The 15142-nt window shown below is 60.8% G+C and carries 15 protein-coding genes and 1 pseudogene; 6 read left to right on the top strand and 10 right to left on the bottom strand.

Annotation, left to right across the window (positions count from 1 at the left end; all coding sequences use genetic code 11):
- Positions 1–13: 13 nt before the first annotated feature.
- From lysA to argH, 3 genes are read right to left on the bottom strand one after another with little or no spacing between them, the layout of a single operon-like run.
- The gene (gene lysA, locus PAF17_RS04560; protein ID WP_271887899.1) at positions 14–1279 is read right to left on the bottom strand and encodes a diaminopimelate decarboxylase; all 1266 of its coding nucleotides are present in this window, start codon (positions 1277–1279) and stop codon (positions 14–16) included.
- Positions 1280–1426 carry a hypothetical protein gene (locus PAF17_RS04555; RefSeq protein ID WP_271887898.1) on the bottom strand — a complete coding sequence of 49 codons (147 nt, stop codon included), beginning with the start codon at positions 1424–1426 and terminating at the stop codon, positions 1280–1282.
- On the bottom strand, positions 1423–2829 hold the full coding sequence (argH, locus tag PAF17_RS04550; RefSeq protein ID WP_271887897.1) for an argininosuccinate lyase: 1407 nt from the start codon (positions 2827–2829) through the stop codon (positions 1423–1425). The genes PAF17_RS04555 and argH overlap by 4 nt, the downstream gene beginning before the upstream one ends.
- Between argH and PAF17_RS04545 the strand changes: the two are divergent.
- Positions 2750–3307 (top strand): annotated as a pseudogene (locus PAF17_RS04545) (TlpA disulfide reductase family protein); the annotation flags it as partial. The gene argH and the pseudogene PAF17_RS04545 sit on opposite strands and share 80 nt — an antisense overlap.
- A gap of 67 nt (positions 3308–3374) precedes the next feature.
- Here PAF17_RS04545 and PAF17_RS04540 read toward each other — a convergent pair.
- On the bottom strand, positions 3375–3950 hold the full coding sequence (locus PAF17_RS04540; protein WP_271887895.1) for a DNA-3-methyladenine glycosylase I: 576 nt from the start codon (positions 3948–3950) through the stop codon (positions 3375–3377).
- Between the two features lie 88 nt (positions 3951–4038).
- Here PAF17_RS04540 and PAF17_RS04535 point away from each other — a divergent pair, with 88 nt between their 5' ends.
- The 3 genes from PAF17_RS04535 (at position 4039) to phbB (ending at position 7062) form a co-directional block, all read left to right on the top strand.
- Positions 4039–4866 carry an EAL domain-containing protein gene (locus PAF17_RS04535; protein ID WP_271887894.1) on the top strand — a complete coding sequence of 276 codons (828 nt, stop codon included), beginning with the start codon at positions 4039–4041 and terminating at the stop codon, positions 4864–4866.
- Between the two features lie 205 nt (positions 4867–5071).
- The gene (locus tag PAF17_RS04530; protein ID WP_271887893.1) at positions 5072–6244 is read left to right on the top strand and encodes an acetyl-CoA C-acetyltransferase; all 1173 of its coding nucleotides are present in this window, start codon (positions 5072–5074) and stop codon (positions 6242–6244) included.
- Between the two features lie 92 nt (positions 6245–6336).
- Positions 6337–7062 (top strand): acetoacetyl-CoA reductase, encoded by a 726-nt coding sequence (gene phbB, locus PAF17_RS04525; RefSeq protein ID WP_271887892.1) that lies wholly within the window; start codon positions 6337–6339, stop codon positions 7060–7062.
- Positions 7063–7141: 79 nt separating this feature from the next.
- Here the strand turns inward: phbB and PAF17_RS04520 are convergent, their stop codons facing one another.
- The 3 genes from PAF17_RS04520 to PAF17_RS04510 are packed head-to-tail and all read right to left on the bottom strand — an operon-like array spanning position 7142 to position 8326.
- On the bottom strand, positions 7142–7306 hold the full coding sequence (locus tag PAF17_RS04520) for a YdcH family protein (RefSeq protein WP_271887891.1): 165 nt from the start codon (positions 7304–7306) through the stop codon (positions 7142–7144).
- Between the two features lie 59 nt (positions 7307–7365).
- Positions 7366–8124: a tRNA1(Val) (adenine(37)-N6)-methyltransferase gene (locus tag PAF17_RS04515; RefSeq protein WP_271887890.1), complete on the bottom strand. Its 759-nt coding sequence runs from the start codon at positions 8122–8124 to the stop codon at positions 7366–7368.
- Positions 8117–8326 carry a putative signal transducing protein gene (locus tag PAF17_RS04510; protein WP_271887889.1) on the bottom strand — a complete coding sequence of 70 codons (210 nt, stop codon included), beginning with the start codon at positions 8324–8326 and terminating at the stop codon, positions 8117–8119. The genes PAF17_RS04515 and PAF17_RS04510 overlap by 8 nt, the downstream gene beginning before the upstream one ends.
- A 75-nt stretch (positions 8327–8401) precedes the next feature.
- Here PAF17_RS04510 and PAF17_RS04505 point away from each other — a divergent pair, with 75 nt between their 5' ends.
- On the top strand, positions 8402–9403 hold the full coding sequence (locus PAF17_RS04505; protein ID WP_271887888.1) for a polyprenyl synthetase family protein: 1002 nt from the start codon (positions 8402–8404) through the stop codon (positions 9401–9403).
- 170 nt (positions 9404–9573) lie between these two features.
- Here the strand turns inward: PAF17_RS04505 and amt are convergent, their stop codons facing one another.
- Positions 9574–10914, bottom strand: a complete 1341-nt coding sequence (amt, locus tag PAF17_RS04500; RefSeq protein WP_271887887.1) for an ammonium transporter — start codon at positions 10912–10914, stop codon at positions 9574–9576.
- Positions 10915–11286: 372 nt separating this feature from the next.
- Between amt and PAF17_RS04495 the strand changes: the two genes are divergently transcribed.
- Positions 11287–13593 (top strand): transglycosylase domain-containing protein, encoded by a 2307-nt coding sequence (locus PAF17_RS04495; RefSeq protein ID WP_271887886.1) that lies wholly within the window; start codon positions 11287–11289, stop codon positions 13591–13593.
- A gap of 37 nt (positions 13594–13630) precedes the next feature.
- Here the strand turns inward: PAF17_RS04495 and PAF17_RS04490 are convergent, their stop codons facing one another.
- Together PAF17_RS04490 and PAF17_RS04485 are read right to left on the bottom strand one after the other, a co-directional pair.
- Positions 13631–14227 carry an MlaC/ttg2D family ABC transporter substrate-binding protein gene (locus PAF17_RS04490; RefSeq protein WP_271887885.1) on the bottom strand — a complete coding sequence of 199 codons (597 nt, stop codon included), beginning with the start codon at positions 14225–14227 and terminating at the stop codon, positions 13631–13633.
- Positions 14217–14969, bottom strand: a complete 753-nt coding sequence (locus PAF17_RS04485; protein ID WP_271887884.1) for an MlaA family lipoprotein — start codon at positions 14967–14969, stop codon at positions 14217–14219. Before PAF17_RS04485 ends, PAF17_RS04490 begins: the two co-directional genes overlap by 11 nt.
- Positions 14970–15142 lie beyond the last annotated feature (173 nt).

The following is a 15142-nucleotide window of genomic DNA, read 5'->3' as shown; positions in this document are numbered from 1 at the left end:
TTTCCGCGCCGCCTCAAAGCCATTCAGGGATGGTATCGCGCGCAAGCATTTCCTCAAATGACGGTCTTGCACGGATGACGGCGAATTGATCCCCGCTGACCAACACCTCAGGCACCAGCGGCCGCGAGTTGTATTCCGAGGACATCACTGCCCCATAGGCCCCTGCGGAACGAAAGGCGATCAGGTCATCGGCCCGCAAGGGCGGCAATTCCACCGCCTTCTGGAAGGTGTCACCCGATTCGCAAATCGGCCCGACAACATCGACCTTGTGCATGGCCGCGCCCAGATCGGGTTCGCAAACAGACACGATATCATGATGCGCCCCATACATTGCCGGACGCAGCAGGTCATTCATCGCCGCATCGACAATCAGGAAATCGCGACCTTCGCCCTGTTTCAGATAGATTACCTGAGACAGCAGGATCCCGGCATTTCCAACGATATTTCGCCCCGGCTCGATCTCGATTTCGCAACCCAGATCACCGACCGTATCCCGCACGACCTGTCCATATTCGATGGGCAGAGGCGGGGCGTTATTGTCGCGGCGATAGGGGATGCCCAGCCCGCCGCCCAGATCCAGCCGGGTAATGTCATGCCCATCTGCCCTGAGGGCGCGGGTCAGATCCGCGACCTTGGCATAAGCCGCGCGGTAAGGGTCCAGATCGGTCAGCTGGCTGCCGATATGCACGTCGACCCCCACGACCTTCAGCCCGGGCAGCGCCGCCGCCTCGGCATAGACCTGACGCGCCTTGGAAATCGGGATGCCGAACTTGTTGTCCGACTTGCCGGTTGCGATCTTTTCGTGGGTCTTGGCATCGACATCGGGATTCACGCGAATCGCCACGGGAACCTCGGCTCCCATCGCGGAAGCGACCGTCGACAAGGCCCGCATCTCGGGCTCTGATTCGATGTTGAACTGTCGGATGCCGCCCTCGATGGCCAGCCGCATTTCCTGCACAGTCTTGCCGACGCCCGAAAATACGATCCGGTCCCCGGGCACGCCTGCGGCCTTGGCACGCAGATATTCACCGCCGGACACGACATCCATGCCCGCGCCCAGATCCCCCATCAGCTTCAGCACGGCGAGGTTGGAATTCGCCTTGACCGCAAAGCATACCAGATGGTCGGTCCAGTCCAGCGCCTGCCGGAACAGATTGAAATGGCGCGTCAATGTCGCCGCGGAATAGACATAGACCGGCGTTCCGACTTGGGCGGCAATCCGCGTCAGGGGCACGTTCTCGGCATGCAATATGCCGTCGCGATACAGAAAGTGATCCATCTACAGTTCCGTCATGACGCCAAAGCGCGCATCACCTGAAATCGTCACGCCGGTGCTTTGTTCAGCCTTGGGCGCAGGGCGTTCGGGCGGCCCGTCGACCCCGCACGCGGTCAGGGTCAGAATTGCAATCACTGCAAGACGTTTCATGCCAGCACCTCTTTCCAGCGGGCGATCTGCGCGCGCACCTGATCGGGCGCGGTGCCGCCATAGCTTTGCCGCGACGCGACCGAGTTATGCACACCCAGCACGTTGAACACATCATCCGTGATCGCGGCATTGACCGACTGCATGTCGGCCAGCGTCAGATCGGGCAGATCGCAGCCCCTGTCCTCGGCCATGGCGACCAGCGTGCCGGTGACGTGATGGGCGTCGCGGAAGGGCAGACCGGCCTCGCGGACCAGCCAGTCGGCCAGATCGGTCGCGGTCGAGAACCCGGCCGAGGCCGCCGCCTGAAGGTTTTCGCGGTTCGCGGTCAGATCCGACAGCATCCCGCCCATCGCCGCCAGCGCCAGCATCAGGTTGTCGGCGGCGTCAAAGACCTGTTCCTTGTCTTCCTGCATATCCTTGGAATAGGCCAAGGGCAGACCCTTCATCACCGTGAACAGCGCCACCGTCGCGCCCAGAATCCGGCCGATCTTGGCACGGATCAGCTCGGCCGCGTCGGGGTTGCGCTTCTGCGGCATGATCGAGGACCCGGTCGACCACTTGTCCGACATCGAGACGAAACGGAACTGGGCCGAGGACCAGATCACCAGTTCTTCCGCCAGGCGCGACAGATGCACCGCGCAGATGCTGGCCGCCGACAGGAACTCCAGCGCAAAGTCTCGGTCGCTGACGGCATCCAGGCTGTTGGCCATCGGGCGGTCGAAATCCAGCGCCCTGGCCGTGGCGTGACGGTCGATCGGATAGCCGGTCCCGGCCAGCGCCGCCGCGCCAAGGGGCGATTCGTTCATCCGCCGGCGTGCATCCTGAAAGCGCGACAGATCGCGGCCGAACATCTCGACATAGGCCATCATGTGATGGCCCCAGGTGACGGGCTGCGCGGTCTGCAGATGGGTAAAGCCCGGCATGACCCAATCGGCGCCGCTTTCGGCCTGACCCAGCGCGGCACCGATCAGCGCCTGCAGGCCCGCAATCGCGGCGTCGCACTGATCGCGCACCCACAGCCGGAAATCGGTCGCGACCTGATCGTTGCGCGACCGGCCCGTATGCAGGCGGCCGGCCGGTTCGCCGATGATCTCCTTCAGCCGCGCCTCGACATTCATGTGAATGTCTTCCAGCGCGGTCTTGAACGGGAAATCTCCGGCCTCGATCTCTGACAAGACCGTGAGAAGGCCTTTCGCGATGGCGTCGGCATCGCTATCGCTGATGATGCCTTGTGCGGCCAGCATGGCGGCATGGGCCCGGCTCCCCCGGATATCCTGGGCGTAGAGTCGCTGGTCAAACCCGATCGAGGCATTGATCGCCTCCATGATCGCATCGGGTCCGGCGGCAAAACGTCCGCCCCACATCGAGTTGGCGGCATCCTTGGTTTGGGGCCGGTCAGTCATTCTAAGGTCCTTCGGAGGTCAAATGCTGCGTTCTGCCCTGCTTTATACGGCGCTGGTTATCGGTGCAAACACCGCCTTTGCGGCTGAGGTCGATTGGCAGGCCGCCCAATCGGCAGGTCTGGCCAAGCTTGTGCCCGCAGATGATGCCCCGGCAGTGCCGGACACAACCTTCACCGACCCCGACGGGGGCGAACATCGCCTGGCCGACTACAAGGGCAAGGTGGTCCTGTTGAATTTCTGGGCAACATGGTGCGCGCCCTGCCGCGAAGAGATGCCATCGCTGGAAGAATTGCAGGCCGAATTGGGCGGCGAGGATTTTCAGGTCGTCCCGATCGCAACCGGGCGCAATGCCCCCGAAAAGATCGACAAGTTCTTCGAGGAAACCGGCGTCTCGAATTTGCCCGTGCTGCTGGACCCCAAGCAAAAACTTGCGCGCCAGATGGGTGTTGCAGGTCTGCCCGTCACGATCCTGATCGATCGCGACGGGCAAGAGGTCGCCCGCCTTCTGGGTGATGCGGACTGGGCCAGCGAACCGGCAAAAGAGGTTATCCGCCAGTTGACAGCCGACTGACCTCGGCATGTCGCGGACAGCCGGTCAGGTGGTCGTTGACCATCCCGGTCGCCTGCATGAACGCATAGGTGATGACCGGCCCGCAGAAACTGAAATCCCGTTTTTTCAATGCCTTGGACATCGCGACAGATTCAGGCGTATCGGTCGGAACCTCGGCCATGCTGCCAAACCGGTTCTGTCGCGGCGTCCCGCCGACAAACGACCACAGCCACGGCGCAAAGCCTTCGTCCTGTTCCACCTCGAGGAAGTGACGTGCGCCCCTTACGGTGGCAGCAATCTTGCCGCGATGGCGAATGATGCCGGGGTTTTGCAATGCGACCTCGATTCGGGCGTCATCCCAGGCCGCGACCCTTTCGGGATCAAAGCCGTCAAATTCCTCGCGAAAGGCATCGCGCTTGCGCAGGATCGTGATCCAGCTCAGCCCCGCCTGGAACCCGTCGAGAACCAGCTTTTCCCAAAGCGCGCGCGCATCATATTCCGGCACGCCCCATTCGGTATCGTGATACTCTACATATAGCGGATCGGTACCGCACCAGCTGCATCGTGTCATGTCGCATTAACCTTGTGTCCAGTTTTTCCTGCACGTTCATCGGAAATTAGGCAATCTTCGTCACAGTGCACAAAGACTTGTATCGAAGATGAGGCCCGACGTGAACGACGGCATCCCACCAAAAGGTTCTCCGCTGGATTTCGCAATGGACCAGCAAAGCCGCATAACAATGCCCGCGGTTCGTGCGGCGGTCGAAAGGGGAAACGGGGTTCTTGCGTTCCAGCCCATCGTTCAGGCGCAGCGCACCCATCAGGCCGCCTTTTATGAAGGCCTGATTCGAATCATTGATGATTCGGGGCGGATCGTTCCGCTCAAGGATTTCATGCCGGCAGCTGAAACGACGGAACTCGGCCGCCAAATCGATTGCCTCTCGCTTTCACTTGGGCTGCGCGCTCTGGCGGAAGATCGGTCCCTGCGTCTGTCCATCAACATGTCTGCCCGATCCATAGGCTACCCGGACTGGAGCAAGACCTTGCGTCAGGGACTAAGCGAAGATCCCTGCATTGGCGAACGATTGATTCTGGAAATCACCGAAAGCTCGGCGATGGGGTTGCCAGACCAGGTCCGCAGCTTCATGCGTGAAATTCAGGGTTATGGCATTGCCTTGGCACTGGACGATTTCGGCGCGGGCTATACGTCGTTTCGATACCTGCGCGATTTCTGCTTCGACATGATCAAGATTGACGGCCAGTTCATTCGTGAAATCGCCGAACATCCCGACAATCAGGTCCTGACACGCGCCCTGATGTCGATCGCCCATCACTTCGACATGTTCACGGTTGCGGAATCCGTGGAAACTGCGGATGACGCAAGCTTTCTGATCGATAATGGCATCGACTGCCTTCAGGGGTACTATTTCGGGGCCCCCACGATCGCGCCGCCGTGGAAGACCCCACCATCAGCGGCGCAGCGTTGATGACCCAGCCCCAAGATGCAGATCCGGGCTGTCAATGACCGCTGGACATGACATCATAGGTCACGGTTTGCCTTCGCGGGTCAAATGGGTGTCATCCCCTGAATTCACCAACAAAGGCGTGCGGCTTGGCTTGACCTCACGGCACGAACCCGCATCCTAACCGCGATTCGCCGGACAACCGGCGCCGATGGGAAGGAGCCCCTCCATGACAAATGCCGTAATCGTTTCCGCTGCCCGTACACCGGTCGGAAGTTTCCTCGGATCCTTTGCAAACGTGCCCGCCCATGACCTGGGAGCCGCCGTGCTGAAAGAGGTTGTCGCGCGCGCCGGGGTCGATCCGGCCGAGATCAGCGAAACCATTCTGGGGCAGGTGCTGACCGCAGCACAGGGCCAGAACCCGGCCCGCCAGGCACATATCAACGCTGGCCTGCCCAAGGAATCGGCCGCATGGCTGCTGAACCAGGTTTGCGGATCGGGTCTGCGCGCCGTGGCGCTGGCCGCACAGCAGGTCGCATTGGGCGATGCGCAGATCGTGCTGGCCGGCGGACAGGAAAGCATGTCGCTGGCCACCCATGCCGCCTATCTGCGGGCGGGGCAGAAAATGGGTGACATGAAAATGATCGACACCATGATCCGCGACGGTTTGTGGGACGCGTTCAACAATTATCACATGGGCCAGACTGCGGAAAACGTTGCCGAGCAGTGGTCGATCAGCCGCGATCAGCAGGATGAATTCGCCGTCGCCTCGCAAAACAAGGCCGAAGCCGCACAGAAGGAAGGCCGCTTCGACGATGAAATCGTGGCCTACACGGTCAAGGGTCGCAAGGGCGACACGATTGTCGACAAGGATGAATATATCCGCCACGGCGCAACCTTGGACGCCATGCAGAAACTGCGCCCTGCCTTTGCCAAGGACGGGTCGGTTACGGCAGCCAATGCATCGGGCCTGAATGATGGCGCCGCTGCCGTCATGGTCATGACCGAAGAAGAGGCTGCGCGGCGCGGATTGACTCCGCTGGCGCGCATCGCGTCGCATGCGACCGCAGGTCTTGATCCGTCGATCATGGGCACCGGCCCCATCCCTGCCAGCCGCAAGGCATTGGAAAAGGCCGGCTGGAGCGTTGGCGACCTTGATCTGGTCGAAGCGAACGAAGCCTTTGCCGCGCAGGCCTGTGCCGTGAACAAGGACATGGGCTGGGATCCGGCAATCGTGAACGTCAATGGCGGTGCGATCGCGATTGGCCACCCAATCGGTGCCTCGGGGTGCCGTATCCTGAACACGCTGCTGTTTGAAATGCAGCGGCGTGACGCGAAAAAGGGCCTTGCGACGCTTTGCATCGGTGGCGGCATGGGCGTCGCCATGTGCCTTGAACGCTAAACCACAAGATCCGTCGCGCAATTATGTTGCGCGACGGATGCAGTTTCTCTAGCAATGTTTCGGCAAGTTGTGATGAAAAGGAAGGTGGTCCCATGGCAAAAGTCGCTCTGGTAACCGGAGGTTCGCGCGGAATCGGCGCTGCAATCTCGAAGGCGCTGCAAGCAGCGGGTTATACCGTCGCAGCCAATTATGCCGGCAATGATGACGCAGCCAAGGCATTCACCGATGAGACCGGCATCAAGACCTATAAATGGTCAGTCGCAGACTATGATGCCTGCGCAGCCGGCATCAAACAGGTCGAGGAAGATCTGGGGCCGGTCGCGGTGTTGGTCAACAATGCCGGAATCACGCGGGACGCCATGTTCCACAAGATGTCACCACAGCAGTGGAAAGAAGTCATCGACACGAACCTGACAGGTCTGTTCAACATGACCCATTCGGTCTGGCCCGGCATGCGTGAGCGCAAGTTTGGTCGCGTGATCAATATCAGCTCGGTCAACGGGCAGAAAGGTCAGGCGGGACAGGCGAACTATTCCGCCGCCAAGGCGGGTGACATCGGCTTCACCCGCGCGCTGGCGCAAGAAGGCGCACGTGCAGGCATCACCGTCAACGCGATTGCACCGGGCTATATCGGCACTGAAATGGTGCGCGCCATCGACGAGAAAGTGCTGAATGAGCGCATTATTCCCCAGATTCCGGTCGGACGCCTGGGTGAGCCCGAAGAAATCGCCCGCACGGTTGTTTTCCTGTCAGCGGAGGATGCGGGCTTCATCACAGGTTCGACCATCAGCGCGAATGGCGGTCAGTTCTTTTCCTAGTGCCCCCTGCCCTGACAATGCAAAGGCCCGCGCGATCAGCGCGGGCCTTTTTCATGATCCTGACACGTTTCGCCGGATGTCAATTGGACAATCGGGAAATTTCTTCCTTGAGGCGAAGCTTCTCGCGTTTCATCTGGGATATTTCAAGGTCACTGGAACTGGGTGTTTTCTGTGCCTTTTCAACGGCATCCGATAGCGTCCGGTGCTTTTTGCGAAGCTCCTCAACATGGGAAGCAACCGACATCGCGCCCTCCTCTGTGGTTGTGTCGAACAAGGGCATTGCACCACAGGTTTTCGATTCTGTCACGAGACTTTCGTAAACACCCACGTGATCGGCTTGCCCTCGCGCAGAATGTCGCGGGCGGCGGTCGTCAAATCCTCGCGATCGCCATCATGCATGGGCGCTGCGTGCATGATAAGGGGCGCCAGCAATCGCAGCGGGGTTCGCGCACCTTTTTGGGCCATCACCAGAACACGTCCGGCATCGCGCCCCATGCGGGACGCCACCGGCAGCACCGAAATCGCGCCTGCACGCCCCCGGAAACCAGCCAGAACATCATCAAGGCGATCTGCGCGCTGAATAAGCGTGAAGCCGCCGCCCGGGCGCAATCTTCGCAGGCCTGCATCGATCCAGGCCGATAGTGACGTGCGTTCCTGACGCGCCACGGCACGCCCTTGCTGCGGCGCGGGCGTGCCAGACAGGAAGTAAGGCGGATTCGCGATGACCTGATCAAAGCTCTGCGATCTCAACCCCGATGGCGGGCGCTCGAGATCGCCGGTGATCACCTCTAGCCCGATCTCGTTCGTGCGGGCATTGTTGCGGGCCAGTGCGGCAAAATCCGCTTGCTGCTCCAAGCCGACCAGACGCAAGCCCGGAACCCGCCATCCAAGGCACAGGCTGGCCACGCCGGCACCACAACCCAGCTCAAGCACCGATTGCCCCGCAACCGCCGGGCAGGCCGCCGCAAGCATTACGGCATCGGCACCCGACCGATAGCCCCGCACGGGCTGAGCAATGCGCAAACGCCCACCCAGAAAACCGTCTTCGCGAAGCTCAGTCATCCAGGCCCGCATCCCGCAGGATTGCGCGCGCCATGAATGCGTCACGATCGGCAACCATCACCCTGCGTGGCAGAATGCCGATGGATCCTTCCAGAACGCTCATATGCTGGTCCATTTCAAACGCGGCTATGCCCTCGGCCTCCAACAGGTCGAGCACGCGGGATAACCGGACGGGATCGGTGCTGCGCAATACTTCTTTCATCGTCAAAAACGTAAGGGGCGGTTGCGAAATTGTCGATGCCGTGGCAATGGGTTGTCCCAAACACAGGGTGTGGACATGGGTGTGAACGAAAACGTCCAGAAGCCGCTTGATCAGCTTTCGGCGGCACTGGCACCAGAAATGGACGCGGTGAACGCGCTGATCCGCCAACGCATGTCCAGCAGGCATGCCCCGCGCATCCCCGAGGTGACAGCGCATCTGATCGAGGCGGGCGGCAAGCGCCTGCGCCCGATGCTGACCCTGGCCGCGGCCAAGCTGCTGGGTTATGACGGCCCGTATCACATACATTTCGCTGCATCGGTCGAATTCATCCACACGGCAACGCTGCTGCATGATGATGTCGTCGACGAAAGCAGCCAAAGGCGCGGACGTCCGACAGCCAACCTGTTGTGGGACAACAAATCCTCGGTCCTTGTTGGTGACTATCTGTTTGCCCGCAGCTTCCAGCTGATGGTCGAACCCGACAACATGCGTGCGCTTGAAATCCTGGCAAACGCCAGCGCGACCATTGCCGAAGGCGAGGTGCTGCAACTCAGCGCCGCGCAGGATCTGCGCACCGATGAAGATGTCTACCTGCAGGTCGTGCGCGGCAAGACAGCGGCGCTGTTTTCGGCTGCGACCGAAGTTGGGGGCGTTGTCGCCGCAGCGCCGGCCGATCAGGTCAAGGCCCTGTTTGACTATGGCGATGCCCTGGGAATCGCGTTCCAGATCGTCGATGACCTGCTGGATTATGGCGGCGCGACCCAAACCATCGGCAAGAATGTCGGTGACGATTTCCGGGAACGTAAACTGACCTTGCCGGTCATCAAGGCCATCGCACGCGCAAATGCGGAAGAACGCGCCTTCTGGACACGCACGATCGAAAAGGGCGACCAACGAGACGGCGATCTGGAACAAGCCCTGTCGCTGTTGGCGCGTCATGGCGCAATGCAAGACGCGCGCAACGACGCCCTGAAATGGGCCGGCACTGCGAAATCAGCCTTGCAGGTCCTGCCCGCCCACCCCATCCGCGAGATGTTGAACGATCTGGCCGATTTCGTCGTCAGCCGCGTCGCCTGAGCTTTCACCGGACCGGTCAGCGACCCAGATCACCTGAAAATTTCATCGCCCGCCCCGCAATCGCGGGGCGTTTTTTTGGCAGTATGGAAATCATGTGCTGACCGGTCCCTACAACAAAAAGCGGGCCGCTGATGCGGCCCGCCCTCTCCGGGAAGAGACCCGTGATCCGGTTATTTCGCCTGAACGAAGTCCGGATATGCTTCCATGCCCATCTCCGAGATGTCCAACCCGGTGATCTCGGCCTCGCGATCCACACGGATACCCATGGTCATCTTCAGGATGGTCCAGATTGCGAAGCTGACGATGAAGACAAACGCACCGATTGCAATTACCCCGATCGCCTGGGTGACATAGCTGGTGTCGGGGTTCGTCGCCGGTACGATCAGCGTGCCCCAGATACCTGCAACCAGGTGAACCGGAATGGCGCCGACAACATCGTCGATCTTCAGCTTGTCCAGCATCGGCACGACAACCACCGCAATGGCACCACCCACGCCGCCGATCAGCACGGCTGCAAAGATCGAAGGTGTCAGCGGCTCGGCCGTGATCGACACCAGGCCTGCCAGTGCACCGTTCAGGACCATCGTCAGGTCGATTTTGCCAAACATCAGCTGCGTGGTGATCACTGCGGCAACCGCACCGGCCGAAGCAGCCATATTGGTGTTGACGAAGATCCGGCTGACATCCGCGGCATCATTGACCGATCCGATCGCAAGCTGCGATGCTCCGTTGAACCCGAACCAGCCCAGCCACAGGATGAACGTGCCAAGCGTCGCCAGCGCAAGATTCGAGCCCGGCATCGGTTGCATCCGACCGTCAGAGCGGAACTTGCCATAACGCGCACCCAGCACGATAGCCCCCGCCAGTGCCGCAAAGCCGCCGGCCGCGTGCACCAGGGTAGAACCGGCAAAGTCCGAGAAACCCATTTCGCTCAGGAAGCCGCCGCCCCATTGCCAGCTGGCCTCGATCGGATAGATGATCCCGGTCAGCACGACAGTGAAGATCATGAATGGCCACAACTTGATACGTTCGGCCAGCGTGCCCGACACGATCGATGCCGTGGTCGCACAGAACATCAGCTGAAAGAAGAAATCCGAACCGGCCGAGTAACCGTCATCGACCACGCCCGCGCCAACGGGGTCAAGACCTTTCGGGCTGAACAGCTCGCCCAGAACGCCTGGCATCGTCCATTCGCCGGGATACATGAGGTTATACCCGATCAGCCAATACATAATGCCCGCGATCGCAAAGAGGGAAATGTTCTTGAACAATTGCGTCGTCACGTTCTTGGAACGCACCAGCCCTGCTTCCAGCATCGCAAAGCCTGCGGCCATCCACATGACCAGGAAGCCGCCGATCAGGAACAGCAGCGTATTAAAGATATAGACCACGTCTGCGCTGACGGCCTCGACCGCGACGGCGGCTTCGGGCGTTGCGGCGGCCTCCTGCGCGGCGACCGGCAGCGCACCTAGCGCCATTGCCGCGATCAATCCGGGGAAAATCTGTTTCATCAGTCCTCGCCTGTCTTCTGCTAAAGGCGACCGCGAGCCGGGCCGCAACTATGGCCTTGATCCACAGTTCACCCGCATTTGCACAAGCTGACGCCGCCATGCTGCGGCGCGGAAACCGGATTTGCCTGTTTTTTGGACTGAAATGGGTCGATTTGCGGCCATCTCGGGCAGAATCGTATCGCTTTGCGATTCATTTCAAGGCAACCCGCCCGCGACATGGGCAGTGCCACGACAACCACCCGCATATACGTAACACCGCCTATGTTGGATCACGGATTGGTCAGGCCAATTCCCTCAGGCTGATTCTTGCTGTAAGGTAAGCGTCAATTTGGCCGATGAAACCGGCCCGGCAGAGACGCAGGCACCCTAGGAATGAAACGACCCACCGGCACCCCGAAGCGCACGGGCCGCAGCCCCGTTGCCGAAAAGCGCAAGCAGAGCAAACCGGCCGAAACCGCCAAGGGATCGGGCGTCAAGCGTCATAAAACACGCAAGCAGCGTCGCGGCAATGTCGTTGTGCGCGCGATTGTCGGAACCGTATCATTGGTCTGGCGCGTGATCTGGGGCTCGGTCTGGCGGCTGGGCATGGTGTTTGCCCTGATCCTTGGTGCCGCAAGCGCATATTATTACAGCGGCCTCCCCGAGCCGGAAGATCTGTTTGACGCGCGCGCGCGCGGGTCCGTCACCATGCTGGATCGCGACGGGCGTGTCTTTGCCTGGCGCGGCGAAACCTTTGGCACCGTAACCAGCGACAAGATCGCCCCGGTGCTGCGCGAAGCCGTGATCGCAACCGAAGATCGCCGGTTCTATCGCCATTTCGGTGTCAGCCCGCGCGGCATTGCCGGCGCCATCAAGATCAACCTGGCCGAAGGACGAGGCCCGCTGGAAGGCAATGGCGGCTCTACCATTACCCAGCAGGTCGCCAAGCTTCTGTGCCTTGGCGACACCTTCGACCCGATTCGCTGGAAGAACGAAGCCGAATTCGAGGCCGATTGCCGGGTCGGCAGCATCTGGCGCAAGGTCAAGGAAGTGCCCTTTGCCTTTGCTCTCGAAGCGAAATACTCCAAGGACGACATCCTCAACATCTATATGAACCGCTCCTATCTGGGCGCGGGCGCACGCGGCTTCGAGGCCGCCAGCCAGCGGTATTTCAACAAGCCTGCCACGGATGTCCGCCCCGCAGAGGCGGCAATGCTGGCCGGCCTTCTGAAAGCACCCAGCTATTTCGCCCCCACCGCCAACCTGCAACGCAGTCAGGACCGCGCAAATGTCATTCTGGGCCTGATGCATGAACAGGATTACCTATCCGATCAGGAATTCGAATCCGCCAAGGCCAGCCCGGCGGTTCTTTCACAGGCGGCTTCGGCGCGGGCGGGCGGTTATTTCGCGGATTGGGTCATGGAATCCGGGCCCGGTTTCCTGACCAGCGAAACCACCGAGGATGTGACGATCAAGACCACTTTCGACCAACGCATCCAACGCGCGGCCGAACGCGCCATGAAGAATATCTTTGACGAAAAGGTCAAAGAAGGCAGCGAGGCTCAGGCGGCGGTTGTCGTGATGTCCGCCGACGGCGCTGTGCGCGCCATGATCGGGGGCCGCGACACAACGGTGAACGGTGCCTTCAACCGCGCGGTTCAGGCCAAACGGCAGACCGGTTCCAGCTTCAAGCCATTCGTCTATGCCGCCGCGCTGGAAGCCGGCTATCAGCCCAATGACATCGTTCAGGACGGACCTCTGACGATTCGGATACCGGGCAGCCAGTCATGGTCGCCGCAAAACTATACACGCCGTTTTTATGGGCCGGTCACCCTGACGGATGCGCTGAAACGTTCGCTGAACACCGCAACGATTCGCCTGCAAGAAGCGGTGGGGCGCGATGCCGTGCGCAACGTCGCGCATGATTTCGGCATCGTCAGCAATCTGACGACCAGCCCTTCGCTTGGCCTCGGCGCATCCGAGGCAACGCTGCTGGAACTGACCGGCGCCTATGCGGGTATCCGCAATGGCGGGACCTCGGTTGCGCCATATGGCCTGATCGAGCTGAACATCCGCGGCGATGACCAGCCGCTGATGGGGCAGCTGGGCGGCCTTGGCGAACGGGTCATCAGCCAGCGCGCCGCAGGGCAGCTGATATATATGATGCAACAGGTCATCAGCAGCGGCACCGGCGGGCGTGCGAAACTGGGCGATCGCCCCGCGGCGGGCAAGACCGGCACCACCAGCAGCTATCGCGATGCGTGGTTTGTCGGCTTTACCGAGCAATATGTGGTCGGCGTCTGGATGGGTTATGATGATAACACGCCATTGACCGGGGTGACCGGCGGCGGCCTTCCGGCCGAAATCTGGCAGGCCGTCATGACCGAGATTCACGAAGGGCTGCCGATTCTTCCACTTTCCACGGTATCCCCCGATGGCAGCGGCATCATCATGTCCAGTGGCGACGGCACCCCCCAGGTCGTGACCTCTGGCTCGGCTGACGATCCGCTTGCAGCAGCGCTGGCGGGCGTCATGAACGGCGTGCAGAACCAGCAACGCGGCCAACAACAGGGCGGACGCGTGATCACTGCTCCGACCGAAATACAGGGGGGTGCCCCCCAGACGCCGGGGAACAGCAACTCTGCCAGTTCGGATGATGCGCTGAGCCGCGCCCTCAACGGGATTCTGGGCGGCAACTGAAGCCGCCCTTGAAAGGCGTTGCGAAAGATGGGCCGGCCTAGCCGGCCCTTTTCAGATCTTCGGTCAGGGCTGCGACATCGCCCTTGCGGCGTGACAGCATCGCGGCCATTTCCGCGCGCTCGCTGGCCAGCATGTTCACACCCTCGATGATCAGATTGAAAAAGCGCACCTGCCCGGACTTGTCCGAGACATGCCATTCAATATCCATCGGCGCACGGCCGTTCAGATAGGCGACCGCATCGACCGCATAGTAGCTTTTCAAGGGATGGGCGCCCTCGACTTCGATCTGCGATCCGATGAATTCGCGAAAACGCTTGCCGTATTTTCGTCCGATATAGCCCTGAAACGCAGATCTATAGGCCGCGAATTCCGCGTCTCCGATCTGGCGGGCGGGGGGGCCGAGCACACTGCGCGCAATGATGTTCACATCGGCATAACGTGCGAAAACCGCCTCGAATTGCTGATACATACGCGCCGGCGACTGACCGGAATTGATCACCTTGAACACATCGTCCACCGCGCTCTGGATCAGGCCCTGCGCAGAGGATGCCGTCATTGCACTGACCGGACCAGCCGTCAGCGCAAACGCGGCCGCCCCTCCAAGCGCCAACAATCGACGGCGATCAATTTCCATAGGGGTCGATGAAACCGGCATCCGCTCCGGCTTCGGCATAGGGGTCGTCATACGGGTCAAAATCGGCTCCCTTTTCTCCGACATCATGGCGGCGATGCATCAGGTATATCAGCCGCGCCTGCGCATAGCTATCCGCACTGTCGCGCAATACGCTGTCTACCGAATCGCTGAAACGCGCCCGATCGCCGGCCTTCGCGCCGATCCTCAGCCCGTATTCAACCGCGATCTGGGATGGGGTCAGCACATAGACCAGCGGGTCCAGCACCAGATCGATCACCTTGCCTGCACTGTCGCGCTGGGTCGACGGCCCCAGAACCGGCAGTTCCAGATAGGCACCTTCGGGGACGCCCCAGACCGCCAGCGTTTCACCAAAATCGGTATCGGTCTCATTCAGGCCCATCCCGCGCCCGGCAGGATCGAACATGCCGGCAATTCCGACTGTCGAGTTCACGACAAAGCGCGACAAGTTCCCGGCTGCGGGACCGGGGCGTCCTTGCAGAAGGTTGTTCACCACCTTGCCCGGCAATGACAGATTGGACCCCATGTTGATCACCAGATCCATGGGCTGCATCCGGGCCGTATCGCGCGTTGGCTGATCATGGGACGCCGCGTCCGGGGTGACGCCGCTCAGCTTGGCATCCAGAGATTTGTTGAATTCATGCATGCGCCGGTTTTCCGGCTCATATGGGTCATTGACCAGAATACCGTCCTGCATTTCCGGCTGCGTGGCGCAACCGGACACCCATAAGCTGCATGACAAAAGCAGAACTATCGTGGACCGAGAGAAATGGCGCAAAGAAATTCCTAACCTTTTCGGCGTAACTCGACGATGTGCGTTCCAAGTGCTGACAGTCGCCACCGAACATGGGAATAATGGTCCATTAATGTTGCGGCAAGCCCATGGGCAATGTCAGG

The sequence above is a fragment of the Paracoccus onchidii genome, assembly GCF_028294535.1.
GTDB classification, from domain to species: domain Bacteria; phylum Pseudomonadota; class Alphaproteobacteria; order Rhodobacterales; family Rhodobacteraceae; genus Paracoccus; species Paracoccus onchidii.
Note: the sequence above shows the minus strand (reverse complement) of the source record. Positions and strands in the feature narration are given on the sequence as shown.

Excerpts from the sequence above, each read along its gene's own strand:
- argH (WP_271887897.1), bottom strand. The coding sequence starts at position 2,829 with ATGACTGACCGGCCCCAAACCAAGGATGCCGCCAACTCGATGTGGGGC.
- PAF17_RS04495 (WP_271887886.1), top strand. The coding sequence starts at position 11,287 with ATGAAACGACCCACCGGCACCCCGAAGCGCACGGGCCGCAGCCCCGTT.
- PAF17_RS04490 (WP_271887885.1), bottom strand. The coding sequence starts at position 14,227 with ATGGAAATTGATCGCCGTCGATTGTTGGCGCTTGGAGGGGCGGCCGCG.
- amt (WP_271887887.1), bottom strand. The coding sequence starts at position 10,914 with ATGAAACAGATTTTCCCCGGATTGATCGCGGCAATGGCGCTAGGTGCG.
- lysA (WP_271887899.1), bottom strand. The coding sequence starts at position 1,279 with ATGGATCACTTTCTGTATCGCGACGGCATATTGCATGCCGAGAACGTG.
- PAF17_RS04510 (WP_271887889.1), bottom strand. The coding sequence starts at position 8,326 with ATGAAAGAAGTATTGCGCAGCACCGATCCCGTCCGGTTATCCCGCGTG.
- PAF17_RS04520 (WP_271887891.1), bottom strand. The coding sequence starts at position 7,306 with ATGTCGGTTGCTTCCCATGTTGAGGAGCTTCGCAAAAAGCACCGGACG.
- PAF17_RS04540 (WP_271887895.1), bottom strand. The coding sequence starts at position 3,950 with ATGACACGATGCAGCTGGTGCGGTACCGATCCGCTATATGTAGAGTAT.
- PAF17_RS04535 (WP_271887894.1), top strand. The coding sequence starts at position 4,039 with ATGAGGCCCGACGTGAACGACGGCATCCCACCAAAAGGTTCTCCGCTG.
- phbB (WP_271887892.1), top strand. The coding sequence starts at position 6,337 with ATGGCAAAAGTCGCTCTGGTAACCGGAGGTTCGCGCGGAATCGGCGCT.
- PAF17_RS04555 (WP_271887898.1), bottom strand. The coding sequence starts at position 1,426 with ATGAAACGTCTTGCAGTGATTGCAATTCTGACCCTGACCGCGTGCGGG.
- PAF17_RS04505 (WP_271887888.1), top strand. The coding sequence starts at position 8,402 with ATGGGTGTGAACGAAAACGTCCAGAAGCCGCTTGATCAGCTTTCGGCG.
- PAF17_RS04530 (WP_271887893.1), top strand. The coding sequence starts at position 5,072 with ATGACAAATGCCGTAATCGTTTCCGCTGCCCGTACACCGGTCGGAAGT.
- PAF17_RS04515 (WP_271887890.1), bottom strand. The coding sequence starts at position 8,124 with ATGACTGAGCTTCGCGAAGACGGTTTTCTGGGTGGGCGTTTGCGCATT.